This window comes from Pseudomonas sp. NPDC087358, from assembly GCF_044900785.1.
Classification (GTDB): Bacteria; Pseudomonadota; Gammaproteobacteria; order Pseudomonadales; family Pseudomonadaceae; genus Aquipseudomonas.
In genome coordinates, this window is sequence record NZ_JBJDOA010000002.1 from 134859 (window position 1) to 154442 (window position 19584).

Genomic DNA, 19584 nt, shown 5'->3' on the forward strand with positions numbered 1-19584 from the left:
TTGTAAAATGCGCGCCAAGCCATGACTCTGGTTGGCTTGATGTCAGGAAGATCAGATCAATGCTCAATCCGCCGATCAGCCGCCAAAACGCCCGCATTTCACACAGGCTTGCTTGCTGATGGAGGGGGTTTCGGACAGCTCACTCCAGCCTGAGTCCTTGATGATCGACCTCACCCCGGCCACGCCGAATGCTCCCGTGCCTGAGCTGGATCAAGACGCGCCTAAAGCGGCGCGGGCCCGTTTCCTCAAGGTGTTTTTGTCTCAGCGTGCGCAAATGGAGGCGCTGGTCAGCCGGCGTGTGGGTTGCCGGGCGACAGCGGCGGATCTGGTCCAGGATCTGTTCGTCAGGTTCTGGCGGCGGCCCTTGGTGCAGGTCGAAGAACTCAACACCTATCTGCTGCGGTGCGCGGGCAACATTGCCATCGACCATCTGCGCAATGAAGGTACGCGCGCACGGCTGAACGAGGGTTTGATGGCGGATCAACCCTTGGCAGGCGACGAACCTCAGGCGGCGCTGGAAGCGAGCAACGACTTGCGTCACATCGAAGCAGCGCTGCGCGGGTTGCCGGAAAAAACCCGGCAGATCTTCCTGCTCAACCGCATCCACGGGCGCAAATACGGCGAGATCGCCAAGGCCATGGGCCTTTCGCAAAGCGCGGTGGAAAAACATATGATGCGCGCCCTGCAAGCCTGCAAGGCGAGTCTGGATCAGGACGCGGCGCCGTCACTGCGCCTTCGCATGAAGTCCGGGGACGCTCGTTGATGAAAGCGCCTTCGGAACCGACCTTGATGATTACCGCCGAACAACACACTGCGGCCCTGAGTTGGCTGGGGCTGCTGCACGATCAGCCGAGCGCTGCCGACCAGGCGCGTTTCAGTCGCTGGCTGCAGGCCGACCCTGCGCATGCCGAGGCCTACGCCCAGGCGCAGGTCATGTGGGAAATGAGTGAGGAGCCTGCCAGTAAACTCGCTGGCGAAGACGCCTTGGCATTGCAGGCGTTGCTTGACGCCATGGAGGCGCCGAGGCATCGGTCTTTGCCGCGCTGGACAGCGGGTCTGGCGATGGCGGCGTGTCTGCTGTTGATGGTCGGCGTCGGACTGGGTTGGCAGCCGCAGCGCTGGGTCGACGACCTGGGCGCTGATTACGTGACCGCGCCGGGTCAGGTGCGCACCGTGACGCTGGCCGATCAATCACAGGTGACGCTGGACGCCGACAGTGCCATCGCCGTGCGTTTTACCGACGACGAGCGCCACGTGCAATTGCGCCGTGGCGCGGCATTCTTTCAGGTCACCCACACCGGCCAGCCGTTCGTGGTCGACGGCGGACGCGGCGAAACCCGGGTGCTGGGAACGCAATTCGAAGTGCGCCTGCAGCCAGACGGGGCGAGCGTTACGGTGCTGTCCGGGCGCGTAGGGGTCAAGGCGGGCGCCGACTCGCCGCAGCAGATTCTCACTGCGGGCCAGCGGGCCAGTTACGACGGCGCCCGCACCAGCGACCCCCTGCCCGCGGACAGCGAAAGCCAGCTGGCCTGGCGTCACGGCTGGCTCAACTACTACCGCACTCCGCTGGCCGAAGTGATCAGTGACCTGAACCGCTATTACCCCGGCCGGATCATCGTGCTCAACGATGAACTGGCGGCAAGAAAAGTCAGTGGCAGCTTTCCCAGCAATGACCCACAGGCGGTCCTGGCGGCGTTGAAGTCGGTGGTCGGGTTCGACCAATACCAGGCGTTGGGGCGGGTGATTGTGATCAGGTGATCGGCGACATGGCGGTCAATAGTCAGGTCAGCAACTTTGTCCAGTTTGGGGGGCAATCCATTGAAATTCAGGCTTGGCATTTCGATGCTTACCGTCTGCAGCGCATGCGTTGCGGCGGCGGAGCCTGCCTATGAATTTTCAATTACCGCCAAACCACTGCCCCAGGCGCTCAGCGATTTCAGCCGGGTGACCGGGCAGGGCGTGATCTACACCCAGGACGCGCCTTACAGCGTCGACGCCCCGGCGCTCAGCGGCTCCTTTACCGCGGAGCAGGCATTGCGCCAGTTGTTGGGCAAATCGGGCCTGGGCTTTCGTCGCGCCACGCTGGATACCTTCACCCTTGAACCTGCTGCGTCGAGCGACGGCACGATCTCCCTGGGCCTGACCCAGATCGATTCGCAGCGTGACAGGCGGGAGAGCTACCAACCGCCTGACACAACCTCGGTGATGCGCTCCTCGACACCATCACTGGAAATCCCCCAGGCCGTGAGCGTGGTGCCCGCCCAAGTGCTGCGCGATCAGGCGCCACGCAATCTGGACGATGCGCTGAGCAACGTCAGCGGCGTGACTCAGGGCAATACGCTGGGCAGCACCCAGGACACCTTGATCAAGCGCGGCTTTGGCGATAACCGCGATGGCTCGATCATGCGCGACGGCATGCCGGTGGTGCAGGGGCGCAGTCTCAACGCCACGGCCGAGCGCGTTGAAGTGCTCAAGGGTCCGGCGTCGCTGCTGTACGGTATTCAGGATCCGGGTGGCGTGATCAACGTCGTCAGCAAGCGCCCGCAGCTGCAGGCCTACACCGCGCTGACCGCACGCGGATCGGGCTATGGCGCCGGCAAGAACGGCAGCGGCGGCACACTGGACAGCACCGGCGCGCTCGGCGGCTCGACAGGGGAAGGGCAGGGGCTGGCTTACCGCATGGTGCTGGACCACGAAGATGAGGATTACTGGCGCAACTACGGCGTGCATCGGGAAACCCTGATCGCGCCGTCGCTGGCCTGGTACGGGGACGACACTCAGTTAACGGCGGCCTACGAGCATCGCGAATTCCTCTCGCCGTTCGATCGGGGGACCGCCATCGACCCACGCACCCGTCGCCCGCTGGATATTACGCCGACGCGTCGTCTGGATGAGCCGTTCAACAGCATGGAAGGCCGCTCCGACCTGTACCGCCTGGAAGCCGATCATCAGTTCGGTGACAACTGGAAGGGCCATCTGGGCTACAGCTACAACCGCGAAACCTACGACGCAAGCCAGGTCCGGGTGACTGCGGTCAATTCGGCCGACGGCACCCTCACGCGATCCATGGACGGCACCGGCAACGCACTGAGCACCGACCGGTTCACCACAGCGACCATGAACGGCAGCGTCCAATTGCTCGGCCTGCAACATGACCTGCTGTTGGGTATCGACGATGAATATCGCAAGATTTATCGCGGCGAACTGGTCCGGCAGAAGAGCAGCACCCCCTTCAGCTACCTCAACCCGGTCTATGGCCAGGACGTCGAGGGCAGCCTGGTCAGCGCACCGGACAGTCACCAGCTGGATATCCTGCGCACCGACTCGCTGTTTTTTCAGGATTCGCTTCACCTCACCGATCAGTGGATTCTGGTCGCTGGCGCACGCTATCAGGTGTTCGATCAGCAAGCAGGCAAGGGCACTCCGTTCACCCGTAACACCGATCTGAACGGTGAAAAATGGATTCCTCGTGCCGGCCTGGTGTATCGCTACACCGATGAGCTGTCGTTCTATGGCAGCTATACCGAGTCGTTCAAACCCAACTCCAGCATCGCTTCGCTGGCCGGGGGAATGGTGCTGGGCCCGGCCACCTTGCCTGAACGATCGAAGGCCTGGGAAGTGGGCGCCAAGTGGGACGTGGATGACCGTATCAGCGGCACGCTGGCGTTGTTCGACATCAACAAGCGCAACGTGCTGGTGGCCAATTTCGATTCGCTGACCGCCAGCACGGTCTATACCACCGCAGGCGAAGTGCGTTCGCGCGGCGTCGAGCTGGACCTGAGCGGGCAACTGTCCGAGCGCTGGAGCCTGATTGGCGGCTACGCCTTCACCGACGCCTGGGTGGTGCAGGATGCGACGCTCAAGGGCAATCGCCTGCAGAACGTCCCCCGGCACAGCGGCTCGCTGTCTGCGGTATATGACGCCGGCAGCCTGCCGGGCGGTGACCGATTGCGCGTAGGTGCGGGCGGCCACGCTGTCGGCAAGCGAGCCGGCAACCCGGATAACGACTTCGACCTGCCCGGTTATACCGTGGCCGACGCCTTCGCCAGCTATGAAACGCAGCTGGACGGGCAAAAGGTGAAGTTTCAGCTCAACGTCAAAAACCTGTTCAATCGCACCTACTACAGCTCGGCGGTGAGCCGGTATTTCGTGTCGATGGGGGATTCGCGGCAGGTGGTGGTAGCGACGACGCTGGAGTTTTGAGGTCTGTTAAGGCCGGATACGGTTCTTGCATTTGATTGTGCCGAAGGCGTGGGAGCTCGGCTTGCCAGCGATCGGGTGCGCAGCACCCGTAAAATCAGCCCTCTCCAATGTCAGGCAGATCGCTGGTAAGCCGAACTCCAACGCCCTCCGGGCAGAATCAAAAACCGAGTGCGTCAGTCGCTCAGGATCGAAACACCCGCCGATACTCCCCGGCTGTCGCGCCCATCGCCTGTCTGAAGCGATTGCTGAAGTGACTGGCGCTGGCAAACCCGCACTCCAGAGCGATTTCGCCGAAGGCCATGCGGGTACTGCGTAACAGCTCCCGTGCGCGGTTCAGCCGGCGGGCCAGCAGGTATTGATGCGGTGGCAACCCGAAGCTTTCGCGGAACATCCGGGCGAAATGGTAGTGCGACAGTGCACACAGCCCTGCCAATTGCCCCAGGCTCAGCGGCTCGGCCAGGTTGTCCTCGATGAACTCCACCAAGTGCCGGCGCAGGTGTGGCGCCAGCCCGCCCGTAAGACGCAGGCCGTCGCGCAGGCCGACTTGGCTCAGGATCATGTGATCGAGCAACTCATGGGCCAGGCTGCTGGTCTGCAGGCGTTCCCCGGGCTCGTTCCATTTCAGGCCGATCAGGCGATGAAAGCGCTCGGCCTGCTGCGGGTCATCGATGAAGGTGTTTTCTCGCAGCATCAGCTCGCGCGGTTCGCGATCAAGCAAGGTGACGCAGCTCAGAGAGAACTGTTCCGGACTGATGTAGATATGCGCCAGACGGATATCGCCATTGACCACCCAGGAGGATTGATGCCCGGCCGGCAGCACGCAGAGTTTGTCCGGCGCACCCTTTTTGTCGGGCTGGTCACGGCGATAGGTTTCGGTGCCCCCGGCGATGTAGCACGACAAGGTGTGATGGCTCGGGGCGTGGTAGTCCTGGGAGTCGTGCCGGTTGTTCCACAACGCCGCAACCACCCCGTCACCCAGAGACGCGCTCTGCTCCAGCTGCGCATGGGGCGAGCTGCTCAGGGACTGGAAGACTTGAATGGTTTCAAGTGATGACATGGTGGCTCTCGTGGAACGACGATCTTGATCGCTGGTTCTGTAGCGGCCCGGCCGGGCGGCGTTCCGGTTGCCGGCGGTGGCGACCTTGAACACGCCACCGCCGACAAGCCGGACTGCAAGAGGGCTCTGTACAAGACAGATTTTCTCTTTGCGCATACTACCCGCTAGCGCCCTTGCCGCCAGCCGTATGGCGATCAAATGCGCAAGTTTTCGCAAGTGCGGCCATGAGGCGACGCGCAGACTGAGGCCTCATTGAGGAGGCTGTCATGAACATCTCGCTGTATCTGCTGACCGTTTTGATCTGGGGCACCACCTGGATCGCCCTCAAACTGCAACTGGGTGAAGTGGCGATTCCAGTGTCGATCGTTTACCGCTTTGGCCTGGCAGCGCTGATCCTGTTCGCGGTGCTGCTGGTCAGTGGCAAGCTGCAGAAGGTCAATCGCCGTGGACAACTCATCTGCCTGGCGCAGGGCTTGTGCCTGTTCTGCGTCAACTTCATGTGCTTTCTGCACGCCAGTCAGTGGATTCCCAGCGGTCTGGTCGCGGTGGTGTTTTCCACCTCGACCCTGTGGAACGCGCTCAACGCACGGGTATTTTTCAAACAGAAGATCGCCCGCAACGTGCTGACGGGTGGGGCGTTGGGGTTGATGGGCCTGGGGTGCCTGTTCTGGCCAGAGTTGTCCGGGCACAGCGCCAGCCGTGAAACCCTGATTGGCCTGGGGCTGGCCCTGCTTGGCACGCTGTGCTTCTCGGCCGGCAACATGCTCTCCAGCCTGCAACAGAAAGCCGGCCTGCGCCCGCTGACCACCAACGCCTACGGCATGCTCTACGGTGCGGCGATGCTCAGTGTGTATTGCCTGATCAGCGGCACGCCATTTGGCTTTGAGTGGAATGCGCGTTACGTCGGCTCGTTGCTGTACCTGGTGATTCCAGGTTCGGTGATCGGCTTCACGGCCTATCTGACCCTGGTCGGCCGCATGGGCCCGGAGCGCGCGGCCTACTGCACGGTATTGTTCCCGGTAGTGGCCTTGAACGTCTCGGCCTTCGCCGAAGGCTACCAATGGACCGCCCCCGCGTTGATGGGGCTGGTGTTGGTGATGGCGGGCAATGTGCTGGTGTTCAGGAAGCCCAAGGCGGTGGTGCCGGTAGCGGGGAAGCTGGCCTGATCGTTGATCGTGACTACGCTGGTATCCCCACGGGGATCGTGGGAACGCTCATCGCGAGCGAGCTCACTCCTGCAGAGGGATGCGATCTCTGTAGGAGTGAGCTCGCTCGCGATAGGCTTTTTCAGGCGGTAAAACTTTTCAACCCTTCAACCCTTCAACCCTTCAACCCTTCCACACCTGCTGATTCACCAGATCCTGCGGCTTGTCGCCCAGCAATGCCGCTCGCAGGTTGGCGTACGCACGGTCGGCCATGGCCCGGCGGGTTTCGTGGGTGGCCGAGCCGATATGCGGCAGGGTCACGGCATTGCTCAGCTGGAACAGCGGCGATTCGGCCAGTGGCTCCTTCTCGTAGACGTCCAGGCCCGCGCCACGGATGGTGCCGTTCTGCAGCGCCTCGATCAATGCGGGTTCATCGACGATCGGACCACGGGCAATGTTCACCAGAATCGCGCTTTTCTTCATCAGCGACAGTTCACGGGTGCTGATCAGGTGCCTGGTCTTCTCGCTAAGCGGCACCACAAGGCACACGAAATCCGACTCGGCCAGCAGTTGGTCCAGCGTGCGAAATTGCGCCCCCAGCTCCTGCTCGATCTCGGTCTTGCGGCTGTTGCCGCTATACAGAATCGGCATGTTGAAGCCCAGACGACCCCGTCGCGCGACCGCCGCGCCAATGTTGCCCATGCCCACGATGCCCAGCGTCTTGCCGTAGACATCGGTGCCAAAATGCTGCGCTTCGATGCTGCGTGTCCAGTTGCCGGCCTTGGCATAGGCGTCCAGCTCGGCGACACGCCGGGCGCTGCTCATGATCAATGAGAAACCCAGGTCGGCGGTGCTTTCGGTCAGCACGTCCGGGGTATTGGTGAGCATGATGCCGCGCTCGCTCAGGTAGCCGACGTCGTAATTGTCGTAACCCACCGAAATGCTCGAGACCACTTCCAGCTGTGTGGCACTTTCCAGTTGCTCGCGGCCCAGCTTGCGACCGGCACCGATCATGCCGTGAGCGTGGGGCAGGGCTTCATTGAACTGCTGGTTCAGATCACCCTTTTTCGGGTCCGGGATGATCACGTTGAAGTCTTGCTGCAGGCGCTCGGCCATTTCCGGTGACACGCGGCTGAAGGCAAGGACGGTCTTTTTCATCGGATAGCTTCTCTCGGGCGGTTCGGATGGAAGATGCGTAGCACGCTAACATTCTTGCTGTTGGATTGGCAGGGGATATCCAGGCGACGCAGTGTTTGTGGCGAACGCGGTCCTTGTAGGAGTGAGCTTGCTCGCGATGGGTGGGTACATCCGCCAGGGATTCATTGGCCCCACCCCTGATCGCGAGCACGCTCACCCCTACACATTGAAAATACCGCCGATGGCTTAAACAGTCTCCGGCAACACATGGGTCTGCAGGTCGGCCTCGTGGGCTGCCATGATTTCCGGCAGCGAGCCGCGCAGGTATTCCACCCAGGTCTTGATCTTGGCATCCAGATACTGGCGCGAGGGGTAGATCGCGTACAGGTTCAGCTCATGGGAGCGGTACTGCGGCAACACCCGCACCAGCGAGCCGTTGCGCAGACCTTCGATAGCCGAGTAGATCGGCAGAATCCCGATGCCCATGCCGCTGCTGATCGCCGCTTTCATGGCGTCGGCCGAGTTGACCAGAAACGGTGAGCTGGCGATGGTCACGGTTTCCTGTCCTTCAGGGCCGTCGAACGCCCATTTTTCCAGCGGAAACACCGGGCTGACCAGACGCAGACAGGCGTGATTGAGCAGATCCGCCGGCTTGTGCGCCATGCCGAAGGCCTTGATGTACGCAGGTGATGCGCAAACGATGCTGTAGGTAATGCCCAGGCGCTGTGAGACAAAGCCCGAATCCGGCAGCTCGCTGGCCAGCACGATAGAGACGTCGTAGCCCTCTTCGAGCAGGTCGGGCACCCGGTTGGTCATGGTCAGGTCGAACGACACGTCCGGGTGATTGCGCCGATAGCGAGCAATGGCGTCGATCACGTAGTGCTGACCGACCCCGGTCATCGAATGCACCTTCAGCTGCCCGGCCGGTCGTGCGTGGGCGTCGCTGGCTTCGGCTTCGGCCTCCTCGACATAGCCCAGGATCTGCTCGCAACGCAGCAGATAACGCTTGCCGGCTTCAGTCAGGGCAATGCGTCGAGTGGTGCGGTTGAGGAGTCGGGTTTGCAGGTGCGCTTCGAGATTGGAGACGGCGCGCGACACGTTGGCGGTGGTGGTGTCCAGCTGAGCCGCAGCAGCGGTGAAGCTGCCCGCTTGGGCCACGCAACTGAAGGCGCGCATGTTTTGCAGAGTGTCCATTGGCCGTTCTCTGATGAGATGGCAAATTGTGACATGAAGTTACTGATCCATGTCAGCCATACCAAAGGATTATCTTCCGTTCAGTAATAAAGATTCACAGAAGTCCCGGCTTATCGCCGTAACAGGCGCAACCTAGAATCGCGGCACGATTCATCTCCTCCTCATTCGGGTAATTGCAGCTGTGCCGCGTCGCATCCTCAGAGGGCTCAAGCCCCTCAGTGTCTGGGCTTTAACGTTACTCATCAGCGGCTGCATTGGAACCGGTGGCATTGCTCCCCAAGGCACATCAATGTCGGCCGATACCCTGGCCACCGACGACGCCATCAAACAAGCCGCCATCGACGCGCACTGGCCGGACGGCCAATGGTGGCGCGCCTACCGCGACGATCAACTCAACCGCTGGATCGACCTGGCGGCGCTGGGCAGCCCGAGTCTGGCGATTGCCGCGGCGCGCGTGCGTCAGGCCCGGGCCATGGCGGGTATTGCCGAGTCGGCCGAATCGCTGCACATCAATGGCGACAGCACGCTCAAGCGGCATAACTGGCCCACCGACCAGTTCTATGGTCCGGGCGAGCTCTCCAATACCAGCACCTGGGACAATAACGCCTCCATTGGCCTGAGTTATTCGCTCGACCTGTGGGGCCGCGAAAGCAACAACAGTGAGCAGGCGCTGGACATGGCGCACCTGAGCGCCGCCGAGGCGCGTCAGGCCCAGCTGGAGTTGCAGGACAATATCGTCCGCGCCTATATCCAGCTGTCGCTGAACTACGCACAGCGCGATATCGCCCAAGCCACCCTGGCCCAGCAACAGCAGATTCTCGACTTGGCGCAGAAGCGTCTGAGAGGCGGGATCGGCACGCATTTCGAAGTCAGCCAGGCCGAAACCCCGTTGCCCGAGACCCATCGCCAGATCGACGCGATGGACGAAGCCATTGCCCTTAGCCGCAACCAGATTGCCGCGCTGGCAGGCAAGGGACCGGGCGAGGGTGCCAGTTTGCAGCGCCCAGGCCTGTCGCTCAAGGCAGCCCTTGCACTGCCTTCGGCCTTGCCTGCCCAGCTGCTCGGTCAGCGTCCGGACGTGGTCGCCAGCCGCTGGCGGGTGGCTGCGCAGGCGCGGGGTATCGATGTCGCGCACGCAGGGTTCTATCCCAACGTAGACCTGATGGGCAGCCTCGGCTATATGGCCACCGGCGGCGGTATGCTGGAGTTTCTGACCGGCAAGAAATTCAACTACAGCGTCGGTCCGGCCATCAGCCTGCCGATTTTCGACGGCGGTCGTCTGCGCTCCGAACTGGGCGTGGCCTCGGCCGGTTACGACGCCGCCGTGGCGCAGTACAACCAGACGCTGGTAACCGCGCTCAAGAGCATTTCCGACCAGCTGATTCGTCGCGAATCGATGAACAAACAGCAGGGCTTTGCCGATCAGTCGGTGGCCGCGGCGCAGAAAACCTATGACATTGCCATGGTCGCCTACCAGCGCGGCCTGACCGACTACCTCAACGTGCTCAACGCGCAGACCCTGTTGTTTCATCAGCAGCAAATCCAGCAGCAGGTGCAGGCCGCGCGTCTGACCGTGCACGCCGAACTCGTGGTGGCGCTGGGCGGCGGGTTGATGGCGGGCAATGATTCGCCGAGCCAGGACAAGACCGCAGTGCCAAAGACCCCGGCGTCGCTAGCGGTGTTTGACCGGTGAGCCAGATGAATACGGATTGCCGGCAACGGCCTCATCGCGAGCAAGCTCACGCCTACAGCTTCTGTGGCAAATCGAAAATCGCATCTGCAACACAAACCTCTGTAGGAGTGAGCTTGCTCGCGATTGCGATCCATCAGCCCCCGCAGGCCTTGAACTGAAATGAACACAGCCGTGCACTGGATCAAGTCGCTGGAGTGGCGTCGCGAATTCAACAGCTGGGCGCGCAGCGACGGGGTGACCTGGATCTACATCTTCAAGGTGCTGATCGCAGCGTTCCTCACCTACTGGATAGCGATGCGCCTGGAGTTGCCGCAACCGCGCACGGCGATGATCACGGTGTTCATCGTCATGCAGCCGCAGAGCGGGCATGTGTTCGCCAAGAGTTTCTACCGTCTGCTCGGCACCCTGGCAGGCTCAGTGGTGATGGTCACCCTGATGGCCCTGTTTGCGCAGAACAGCGAACTGTTCCTGGGCAGCCTGGCGATCTGGGTCGGCTTCTGCTGTGCCGGTGCTGCACGCTATCGCAACTTTCGCGCCTACGGTTTCGTGCTCGCCGGCTACACCGCTGCGATGACCGGGCTGCCAGCGCTGGCGCACCCTGACACCTCGTTCATGGCGGCGGTGTGGCGCGTGCTGGAAATTTCCCTGGGCATCGTCTGCTCGACGCTGGTCACTGCCGCAATCCTGCCGCAAAGCTCGGGTGCGGCGATGCGCAACGCCTTGTATCAGCGCTTTGGCACCTTCGCCCAATTCGTCATCAGTGGCTTGCGCGGCGACAGTGATCCGGCTGCCTTCGAGGCCAGCAACGTGCGCTTCATCGCTGATGCGGTAGGGCTCGAAGGCCTGCGTGCGGTCACCGTATTCGAAGATCCGCACATGCGTCGGCGCAATGGTCGGCTGAATCGTCTGAACAGCGAGTTCATGACCATCACCACGCGTTTCAACGCCTTGCATCAGTTGCTCGAACGTCTGCGCCGGCGTGGCCAGACCCCGGCGGTGCAGGCCATCGAGCCAGGCCTGCAGGCCCTGGTGGGCTTGCTTGAACATTTCGCCGGACGCGCGCTCACCGATGCCGATGCGGCACTTCTGGCCAATCGACTGAGCGTCTACAAGGCCGATCTGCCCGAGCGGGTGCGCAGTCTGCGCGCCGAGTTCGTTAGCACCGAACCGAGCGACGATGAGCTGCTGGATTTTCATACCGCCTACGAGCTGCTCTATCGCTTCGTCGACGACATGCACGACTACGCACAGACCCACGCATCATTGGCCGATCACAGCCATGCACGAGAGAACTGGGTCGAACCCTTCGTCAACACCACCAACTGGATGGCCTCGCTGGCGTCGGGGCTGCGTGCGACCTTCATTCTCGGCGTCATGTCGGTGTACTGGGTCGCCACCGCCTGGCCCAGCGGTGCATCGATGACGCTGGTCTCGGCGGCGACCGTGGCCTTGTCGGCGACCACGCCCAACCCGCGGCGCATGTCGTTTCAGATGGCCTGCGGCACCTTTCTCGGCGCACTGCTGGGCTTCTTCATCACCTTCTTCGTGTTGCCGCGAATCGATGGTTTCCCGTTGCTGTGCATGGTGCTTGCGCCGGTGTTCGTGCTGGGGACGTTTCTGACCACACGCCCGCAGTGGGTCGGTTACGGCCTGGGCTTGCTGATTTTTTTCAGCATCGGGTCGGCGCCGGACAATCTCACGGTCTACAACCCCTACAGCTTTATCAACGACTACATCGCCATGGTCATCGGCATGCTGCTGTGCGCGGCGGCCGGGGCAATCATTCTGCCGCCCAACAGCCGCTGGCTGTGGCAGCGACTGGAAAATGACCTGCGCCAGCAAGTGAGCTTTGCCATCAGTGCGCCGCTGCGCGGCATCCGCTCCAACTTCGAAAGCCGCACCCGCGACCTCATGCATCAGGCGTACGGCCTGGCAGCCGGCAAGCCGCAGGTGCAACGCAACCTGCTGCGCTGGATGTTCGTGGTGCTGGAGATCGGCCACGCGATCATCGAGCTGCGTCGCGAGCAAGACGTGCTGCCGGTGCACCCAAGCTATGCCCAATCGCAAGCCTGGCGCCAGGCGATCCGCGCCATGGGCCGTTCGCTGATCCGCCTGTTCCTCCAGCCCGACCGCCACAACCTGGCGCGCAGCCTGTACGCGGTGGACCATGCAATCTTTTGCGTGCAGAACACCGACGAGCCGTTTGCGCCGCATTTCGACACCTCGGCGTTGCGCCGAGTGAAGAGCTACCTGCACTTCATCCGTACCTGCCTGCTGGATCCGCAATCGCCGCTGGCCGGGCTGGCGCACAACCAGGCGGCAGCGCATCCCTCGCAAGGACTTTCAGATGCCACGTGAGATCGCCTTCCATGGCGTTTACATGCCCACCGTGACCGTGGTGTTTCTGGTTGCCATGGTGCTTTCCTGGGCACTGGACCGCTTCATGTCCGGGCTGGATCTGTACCGTTTCTTCTGGCACCCGGCGCTGCTGCGTCTGAGCCTGTTCAGCTGCATTTTTGGCGCGATGGCGCTCACTGTTTACCGTTGAGGCTCCAGACCTGGAGATGAATTCGAAATGAAAAAGTTTTTCAGTCTGATCGCCACACTGTTGATTCTGGCACTGGCTATCTGGATCGGCCGTCTGCTGTGGATTCATTACATGGACACCCCGTGGACCCGCGATGGGCGAGTGCGGGCCGACGTGATCAACGTTGCCGCCGACGTCAGCGGAGTGGTGATCGACGTCCCGGTCAAGGACAACCAGCCGGTGAAGAAAGGTGACCTGCTGATGCAGATCGATCCCGAGCATTATCAGCTGGCGGTCAAACAGGCCGAGGCGATGGTGGCGTCGCGCAAGGCGACCTGGGAGATGCGCAAGGTCAACGCCAGCCGGCGCAAGGACATGGACAGCCTGGTGGTCTCGGCTGAAAACCGCGAAGACGCCTCCAATGTCGCCAATTCGGCGATGGCCGACTATCAGCTGGCGCAGGCGCAGCTGGAGGCCGCGCACCTTAACCTGCAACGCACCAGGGTGCTGGCGGCAGTCGATGGCTACGTGACCAACCTCAACGTGCACCGAGGCGACTACGCGCGCATCGGCGAGGCGAAGATGGCCGTGGTCGACCAGAACTCGTTCTGGGTTTATGGCTTCTTCGAAGAAACCAAACTGCCCCACGTCAGGGTGGGCGACCCGGCGGACATGCAGTTGATGAGCGGCGAAGTCATGAAAGGCCATGTCGAAAGCATCGCCCGCGCCATCTACGACCGCGATAACCCGCAGAGTCGCGAACTGATCGCCGACGTTAACCCGACCTTCAACTGGGTGCGTCTGGCCCAGCGCGTGCCGGTACGCATCCACCTGGATAACGTACCGGACAGCGTGGTACTGGCCGCAGGGATCACCTGCACGGTGATCGTCAATCCGCAGTGATCAGGCGCTTTGGGCGGGAGGCTGCTTGACGCTCGCGGCGACCGTCGTGGCAGCGGCCGCAGCTGCCAGTCGTTGGCGAATTTCCGTGATCGCCACCTCTCGCGCCCACATCCTCAGGGCAAGGTCGTTGGCAATGAAGTTGCCCAGCGGGTCATAGGCGCCCAGCACGACCGAGGGCGGGATGTTCTGGCCGTAATTGATTTCGGTGGGTTTGAAGCGGATCTTGGTCGGGGCATCGGGATACAGCGCGTTGTGGTGGTTCTGGTACAGGTGGTAGCCATCGAGCTTGCGTGCATCAATCAGGTAGGTGTGGCCACCTTTCTGTCCGCCATAGACGAAAGCGCCGACTTTGTCCCGGTAGTAGAAAGCCGAGGTCGAGATGCCTTTGCCATCTGGATCGAGGGCGTCGTGGCCGCCGCCGAAGCCGCCGCGTACGCCAGTGACCTTATGGATGTCCTTCTCGATCTCGGCCGCCGGGGTCCTGAGCTCGAAACCCTTGGCAAAGATCTCCTCCGGCGGGCGCAGATCGCCTCGGAACACCCTGCCGCGATAGATCACCAGGTCATGCCCTTGGACCGTCTTGTTCAGCAGCCGCGCCTGACTTTCCACCAGTGACTGAGCCTGATCCGGTCCCATGGCAAGCCGGTGTGTCAATTGCCTCTTGATGCGCTTGAGATCGGCCGGGTCGGGTCTGATCCGCTGATCGAGGGCTGGCGTCTTGCCGGGGTAGGGGCGTGTGTTCTTGATGTGTTTGAACACCCGTGCACTCACTCTGGACCTGGAAACCGCTGACAGGGCTTTACCTGCCAGCACCAGCCCGAGTGGCCCGACAATTTCGGCAATTGCGGCGAACAGTGCCGCGTCGTAGTGGGCTTCGGCCTCTTCGGGTATGTCGGCATTGAGCGCACGGATGGCCTCCAGCGCCGCCGCGCCCTGGCCGAGCAGAAACGACACCAGCAAGCGCACCGCCAGGCTGCCCCCTGCGCCAAAAGGCAGGGTCGCGACCACCGACAACCCCTGGAATATGAACACCCCGGTTTCCAGAACACTGTCGGCCAGCCGCTCGCTGTCGGTGGACACCAGGGTGTCGATATCGGACAGCATTCGCTTGATACGGATACTGTGCAGCGCATCGAACGCATCGTCTGCGCTGCGAAATTGCAAGGGCGAGATCTGCCGGATGAGCGGCCCCATGAAGGTGTTCACGTAGACCAGCCGGTCCTTGCCGTATCTGAGCTGCAGGTCAAGCGGCAGGCGTCGCAGGATCAGGCGTGCAAGCCTTGAGGACGACTCTATGAAGCTGCGACGGTTCTCCCGGGGCAGAGGCACGACGGCATCCTGTTCGGTTTCATCCAGGAAAATCAGCAACCCGCCAATGGACTTGTCCACTGACGAGCGCAGGTACAGCGCCTGGGCCACGCTGAACTGGCTGGTCTGGGTGCGCAACTCCACCAGTTCGGGTTTAGCCTGGCCCGCGCCGTATGCGGCAATCAGGCGTTTGTACGGCTGGGGTGTCTGCGCCTGCCGGGCGTAGTGTTCGAGGCGGCTTTGCACCTCGGTGGTGGTCTGGATCTTCAACAGCAGCCTGGCTTGCGGGGTGCTCAGGCGCCGCTCGACCTCGGCCTGATAACGGGCCTGAAGGTTCGCCGATTCCAGCGTGTCGATCAGCGCCTGGGGGAAGTCGGAGGGCCATAACACTTGCACCTGTCGGTGATCCACGAGCTGCCGCCGATAACTGTCGGTGACTATTTCATCGAGGGTGAAGTTGCGCCGCTCAAGCGGCCCGAGCAGGGCGCTGGCGTCGATCAGTCCGCTGGTGGCTGCGGGCATGGGTCGATAACCCACGGCAATCGGGGTCTTGCCATGCAGGCGCTGTTTCAGTGCCGGGGAAGCGCCAGAGTCGTCCACCATCCGGCGGATGGACGCGTGGATGTAGCGCAGCGGGTCGAGCAGGTTCGGATCGTAGACGGTGTCGAACAACGCGATCATTTCGTTGCTCACGCGCGTCAATTGCTCTGCCGTAAGATCCGCCAGTGCGGCTGGTGTGCGACCGGCGGCCGGGCGCTGTGGGTTCTCGTGGTAATCGAAACCGGCCGGATCAATGCCTTCGGCGGTGAGTCCGGCGGAATCGAGAAGCGATGTCGAATCGAATGGGGCCAGGGCTTCTCTGGTCCAGCCCTGATCAGCGAAAACGCGTTCGTCAGTAGAGGGGTGCCTGTTCATGGTGTCTTCCTTGACAGTGGATTGACCTTTGGAGAAAGCCTCTGAAGGTCCGGCCCTGTGTGCAGGGCAACTGCAGGAAGTATCAAGCGATGCGCGGCGGTTCGCTGTAGGCCTGATCCTTGGGAGCAGGACGATAGGTCACCGACTTGCGGCGATTGAGGCGCTATGACGCGGGGATTTTCTCAAGCCACGCTGTGGGACGAATCAGCGCAAGGGGCCGAGCTTGAAGCGCTTGCTGAGGATTCGCTCCAGCAAGCCCTTGGGCAACAGCCAGGACATCAGCGGCAGGGCGCGACAGCCGTTACCCAGGCGCAACAGGCGCGGCGGCCTGGCGCGTTGTACGGCAGCGAGCACATCGCGGGCGAACTCGGTGGCTGGCGTCGGATTGGTTTGCGACGCGTTGGCCCGGGCGCGGATGCCCTCGCGAAGCGGCCACCATGCAGAACCTTCATGAATGACCCGCTCGGCCTCATGGCTGGCATTGCTGGCGAACTGAGTGTCGATGGCACCTGGCTGCACCTCCATGACACGCATGCCGAACGGCGCCAGCTCCATACGCAAGGCATCGCTCAGGGCGTGCACGGCGGCTTTCGACGCGCAGTAGGCACCGGCGAACGGCGTGACCAGTACCCCGGACACACTGCCGATATTGACCACCAGCCCCTTGTTGCGGCGCAGCAGTGGGAACAGCGCGCCGGTGACGCCGACAACCGAAAATACGTTGGTTTCGAACTGCCGGCGCATGGCGTCGACACCGCCATCGAGCAGCGGGCCGATGCCGCCGTAACCGGCGTTGTTGATCAGCACGTCCAGCCCTTTGCCCTGTCGCTCAAGCTCGGCGGCCAGTTGTTCCAGCGCCGCGCTGTCGTTGACGTCCAGCGCCACGGCATGCAAGCCCGCCGCCGCCAGCCGCGCTACATCGTCCGGCTTGCGGGCCGTGGCCCACACCTCATGGCCGGCGGCGTTGAAGGCATCGGCCATGGCCCGGCCAATGCCGCTGGAGCAACCGGTAATCAACACGACAGACATGGGCATTCATTCCTTGAGCGGGGGTTATGGGTCAGTCGGAGAAGCTGCCCTGCAGGCGTTCGGCGCGAAACTCCAGGGTCTGCGCCCGGTAGCCGGCACGCAGCGGCGGCAGCGGCAGGCAATCCTGCCATTGACTGCCGGGCAACAGCTGGCCAGGGCCGCGGTAGCGCGGGGCAGTATAAGTGTCATCGGCCAGATTGACCGTGTCGCCCGGGGCGTAAGCGGCGACTTTCCAGCGCAGTTCCTGAAGCGGGACGTCGTTGCCGTTGTCGATCAGCACCAGCAGCGGGCGGCCCGCCGGACATTGTTGCGGGGCGTAGTCCAGGCGCATTTGCAGGCGGTCCAGGCGTTGAACGTCGCGTTTGTCCTGCCAGACCACCACGCCGGCCACAAGTCCCAGCCCTACCGCTGCGGCCAGCGACACGGGCAAGGCTTTGCCGGGGTAGCGCAGCAGAAGGACAAGCCAGGTGAGGATCAGTACAGCGCCGATGATCATGTCTTCGGTCTCGCGAATGCAGGTGCGGGCATCGTACCGAATGGGGAAGGGATAGACCAAGCGTCGAAAACATCAAAAAAAACCCGCCTGCCCTCTGCGGATGGGGATACGCAGAGAGCGGGCGGGGCACTACAACCGGTGGTTACGGCTGCAATCAGCGAGCGATGGTCTGGGTTTTCACGCCAGCGTCGATGCCTGGAGTGGAGCGGCCATAGACGTCTTCGAAACGCTCGATGTCGTCCTCACCCAGGTAGCTGCCCGATTGCACTTCAATGATTTCCAGCGGGATCTTGCCCGGGTTGCGCAGGCGATGCACCGAGGCAATCGGGATGTAAGTGGACTGGTTCTCGGTCAGCAGGAACACGTTTTCGTCGCAGGTGACCTGCGCGGTGCCCGATACCACGATCCAGTGTTCAGCGCGGTGGTGATGCATCTGCAGCGACAGGCTGGCGCCCGGCTTGACCGAGATGCGCTTGACCTGGAAGCGTCCGCCCATGTCCACCGAGTCGTACGAGCCCCACGGGCGGTAGACTTCCAGGTGGTTCTGGGTTTCGCTGCGGCCTTGCTCGTTGAGCGTGTTGACCATCTGCTTGACGCCCTGAACCTTGTCCTTGTGGGCGATCATCATGGCGTCCTTGGTTTCGACGACCACGATGTTGTCCAGGCCGATCACGGTGACCAGTTTGCCGTTGCCCTGGATCATGCAGTTGCGGCTGTCCTGGATCACCACATCGCCCTTGGTGACGTTGCCGTTGTCATCCTTGGCCTGTACGTCCCACAGCGATGACCAGCAACCGACGTCGCTCCAGCCCGCTTCCAGTGGCACCACGCAGGCGCGCTGGGTTTTTTCCATGACCGCGTAGTCGATGGAGTTGTCCGGGCAGCAAGCGAAGCTGGCTTGATCCAGTTCGATGTTGTCGCCGTCGTGCTTGCTGCGCTCAAGGGTCAGCAGGCAGTTGTCGTAGATGTCCGGATCGTGCTTTTTCAGCTCTTCCAGATAGCGGCTGGCGCGGAACAGGAACATGCCGCTGTTCCAGTAGTAGCCGCCGGCTTCGACGAATTCGCTGGCGCGTTTTTCATCAGGTTTTTCGACGAACTGGGCCACGCGGCTGACGCCTTCGGGCAGCAGCGCATCGGCCGTGGACTTGATGTAGCCATAGCCGGTTTCCGGCTTGGTCGCCGGCACGCCGAACAGCACCATTTCGCCACGTTCAGCGGCTACGGTGGCCAGCGCCAATGCACGCTGCAGGGCTTTCTGATCGTCGATCACGTGGTCGGCCGGCAGTACCAGCATCAACTCGTCGCGACCTTCGTTGGCCAGCATCATCGCGGTGATAGCCACGGCCGGTGCGGTGTTGCGACCGAACGGCTCCATGATGATGGCCTGGGTGTCCAGACCCAACGCGCCGAGCTGCTCGCCAACGATGAAGCGGTGGTCCTTGTTGCACACCACCACCGGGTGCTGCATGCCGTCGAACTGCAGGCGCTCGAGGGTCTGCTGGAACAGAGTGTGTTCGCCGGTCAGTGCCAGGAACTGTTTTGGAAACTGTTTACGCGAAAGAGGCCAGAGTCGGGAACCGCTGCCACCTGACAAGATCACTGGAATCATTTTTAATTCTCCAAATAGCAATAGCGTTTTAATGGGCTATACGTCGGTTGTTCTGTCGTTTCGTCTGTCTTGTAGTTGTACCGCTGCAATCGGCGCCCTCACGGTGTGCGTGCTGCGCAGCACCTGGCGCCAACCGCTGAATCCTGTTTTGCCGAAGGTCTGTTTCTGCCGAAGGCGTGGGAGCTCGACTTGCCAGCGATCGACCGGGAACCGGTCGTAAAACCTGCCACTGCGGTGTATCTGAACCACCGCGTTGATCGGCTTGGCTGCCGCTGCGCGGCAGATCGTCAGCAAGCTGGCCTCCCACAGCCTGCGGCCAGAATCAAGAGCCAATCCGGCCTGCGGCCAGAATCAAAGCCGCAGGCGGG

15 protein-coding genes are annotated in these 19584 nt (G+C 62.3%); 8 read left to right on the plus strand and 7 right to left on the minus strand.

Annotated elements, in window-relative coordinates:
- Positions 1–160: 160 nt before the first annotated feature.
- The 3 genes from ACI2KS_RS04255 (at position 161) to ACI2KS_RS04265 (ending at position 4203) form a co-directional block, all read left to right on the plus strand.
- Entirely contained in the window at positions 161–763 is a 603-nt protein-coding gene (locus ACI2KS_RS04255; protein ID WP_404617520.1) for an RNA polymerase sigma factor, read from the plus strand.
- Complete coding sequence (locus ACI2KS_RS04260) at positions 763–1758, plus strand: FecR family protein (RefSeq protein WP_404617522.1); 996 nt, start codon at positions 763–765, stop codon at positions 1756–1758. The genes ACI2KS_RS04255 and ACI2KS_RS04260 overlap by 1 nt, the downstream gene beginning before the upstream one ends.
- A gap of 84 nt (positions 1759–1842) precedes the next feature.
- Entirely contained in the window at positions 1843–4203 is a 2361-nt protein-coding gene (locus ACI2KS_RS04265) for a TonB-dependent siderophore receptor (protein WP_404617524.1), read from the plus strand.
- Positions 4204–4384: 181 nt separating this feature from the next.
- Here the strand turns inward: ACI2KS_RS04265 and ACI2KS_RS04270 are convergent, their stop codons facing one another.
- Positions 4385–5260: a helix-turn-helix domain-containing protein gene (locus ACI2KS_RS04270; protein ID WP_404617526.1), complete on the minus strand. Its 876-nt coding sequence runs from the start codon at positions 5258–5260 to the stop codon at positions 4385–4387.
- A 266-nt stretch (positions 5261–5526) separates the two neighbouring features.
- On the opposite strand from ACI2KS_RS04270, the gene ACI2KS_RS04275 reads away from it, so the two are divergent.
- On the plus strand, positions 5527–6426 hold the full coding sequence (locus ACI2KS_RS04275) for a DMT family transporter (protein ID WP_404617528.1): 900 nt from the start codon (positions 5527–5529) through the stop codon (positions 6424–6426).
- A gap of 162 nt (positions 6427–6588) precedes the next feature.
- On the opposite strand, the gene ACI2KS_RS04280 is transcribed toward ACI2KS_RS04275, so the two are convergent.
- Entirely contained in the window at positions 6589–7563 is a 975-nt protein-coding gene (locus ACI2KS_RS04280; RefSeq protein WP_404617530.1) for a 2-hydroxyacid dehydrogenase, read from the minus strand.
- 225 nt (positions 7564–7788) lie between these two features.
- Positions 7789–8736, minus strand: coding sequence for a LysR family transcriptional regulator (locus tag ACI2KS_RS04285; RefSeq protein ID WP_110946929.1), 948 nt, complete (start codon positions 8734–8736; stop codon positions 7789–7791).
- A 181-nt stretch (positions 8737–8917) separates the two neighbouring features.
- Between ACI2KS_RS04285 and ACI2KS_RS04290 the strand changes: the two genes are divergently transcribed.
- The 4 genes from ACI2KS_RS04290 to ACI2KS_RS04305 all read left to right on the plus strand — a co-directional run bounded on the left by ACI2KS_RS04290 (position 8918) and on the right by ACI2KS_RS04305 (position 13859).
- Positions 8918–10429 (plus strand): efflux transporter outer membrane subunit, encoded by a 1512-nt coding sequence (locus ACI2KS_RS04290; RefSeq protein WP_404617532.1) that lies wholly within the window; start codon positions 8918–8920, stop codon positions 10427–10429.
- 159 nt (positions 10430–10588) lie between these two features.
- Positions 10589–12787, plus strand: coding sequence for an FUSC family protein (locus ACI2KS_RS04295; protein WP_404617534.1), 2199 nt, complete (start codon positions 10589–10591; stop codon positions 12785–12787).
- A complete protein-coding gene (locus tag ACI2KS_RS04300; protein WP_404617536.1) occupies positions 12777–12977 on the plus strand; it encodes a DUF1656 domain-containing protein in 201 nt (66 codons plus the stop codon). Before ACI2KS_RS04295 ends, ACI2KS_RS04300 begins: the two co-directional genes overlap by 11 nt.
- 27 nt (positions 12978–13004) lie before the next feature.
- Entirely contained in the window at positions 13005–13859 is an 855-nt protein-coding gene (locus ACI2KS_RS04305) for an efflux RND transporter periplasmic adaptor subunit (protein WP_404617538.1), read from the plus strand.
- On the opposite strand, the gene ACI2KS_RS04310 is transcribed toward ACI2KS_RS04305, so the two are convergent.
- The 4 genes from ACI2KS_RS04310 to ACI2KS_RS04325 form a co-directional block, all read right to left on the minus strand.
- Complete coding sequence (locus ACI2KS_RS04310; RefSeq protein ID WP_404617540.1) at positions 13860–16082, minus strand: hypothetical protein; 2223 nt, start codon at positions 16080–16082, stop codon at positions 13860–13862.
- A gap of 204 nt (positions 16083–16286) precedes the next feature.
- Complete coding sequence (locus tag ACI2KS_RS04315) at positions 16287–17111, minus strand: SDR family oxidoreductase (RefSeq protein ID WP_404617542.1); 825 nt, start codon at positions 17109–17111, stop codon at positions 16287–16289.
- A 31-nt stretch (positions 17112–17142) separates the two neighbouring features.
- Positions 17143–17607: a multidrug transporter gene (locus ACI2KS_RS04320; protein ID WP_404617544.1), complete on the minus strand. Its 465-nt coding sequence runs from the start codon at positions 17605–17607 to the stop codon at positions 17143–17145.
- 154 nt (positions 17608–17761) lie between these two features.
- Positions 17762–19216, minus strand: a complete 1455-nt coding sequence (locus ACI2KS_RS04325; RefSeq protein ID WP_404617546.1) for a mannose-1-phosphate guanylyltransferase/mannose-6-phosphate isomerase — start codon at positions 19214–19216, stop codon at positions 17762–17764.
- Between the last annotated feature and the right edge of the window lie 368 nt (positions 19217–19584).

Bases quoted from the DNA above. Each gene is read 5' to 3' on its own strand.
- ACI2KS_RS04255 (WP_404617520.1), top strand. From the start codon at position 161: ATGATCGACCTCACCCCGGCCACGCCGAATGCTCCCGTGCCTGAGCTG.
- ACI2KS_RS04260 (WP_404617522.1), top strand. From the start codon at position 763: ATGAAAGCGCCTTCGGAACCGACCTTGATGATTACCGCCGAACAACAC.
- ACI2KS_RS04265 (WP_404617524.1), top strand. From the start codon at position 1,843: ATGCTTACCGTCTGCAGCGCATGCGTTGCGGCGGCGGAGCCTGCCTAT.
- ACI2KS_RS04270 (WP_404617526.1), bottom strand. From the start codon at position 5,260: ATGTCATCACTTGAAACCATTCAAGTCTTCCAGTCCCTGAGCAGCTCG.
- ACI2KS_RS04275 (WP_404617528.1), top strand. From the start codon at position 5,527: ATGAACATCTCGCTGTATCTGCTGACCGTTTTGATCTGGGGCACCACC.
- ACI2KS_RS04280 (WP_404617530.1), bottom strand. From the start codon at position 7,563: ATGAAAAAGACCGTCCTTGCCTTCAGCCGCGTGTCACCGGAAATGGCC.
- ACI2KS_RS04285 (WP_110946929.1), bottom strand. From the start codon at position 8,736: ATGGACACTCTGCAAAACATGCGCGCCTTCAGTTGCGTGGCCCAAGCG.
- ACI2KS_RS04295 (WP_404617534.1), top strand. From the start codon at position 10,589: ATGAACACAGCCGTGCACTGGATCAAGTCGCTGGAGTGGCGTCGCGAA.
- ACI2KS_RS04300 (WP_404617536.1), top strand. From the start codon at position 12,777: ATGCCACGTGAGATCGCCTTCCATGGCGTTTACATGCCCACCGTGACC.
- ACI2KS_RS04305 (WP_404617538.1), top strand. From the start codon at position 13,005: ATGAAAAAGTTTTTCAGTCTGATCGCCACACTGTTGATTCTGGCACTG.
- ACI2KS_RS04310 (WP_404617540.1), bottom strand. From the start codon at position 16,082: ATGAACAGGCACCCCTCTACTGACGAACGCGTTTTCGCTGATCAGGGC.
- ACI2KS_RS04315 (WP_404617542.1), bottom strand. From the start codon at position 17,111: ATGTCTGTCGTGTTGATTACCGGTTGCTCCAGCGGCATTGGCCGGGCC.
- ACI2KS_RS04320 (WP_404617544.1), bottom strand. From the start codon at position 17,607: ATGATCATCGGCGCTGTACTGATCCTCACCTGGCTTGTCCTTCTGCTG.
- ACI2KS_RS04325 (WP_404617546.1), bottom strand. From the start codon at position 19,216: ATGATTCCAGTGATCTTGTCAGGTGGCAGCGGTTCCCGACTCTGGCCT.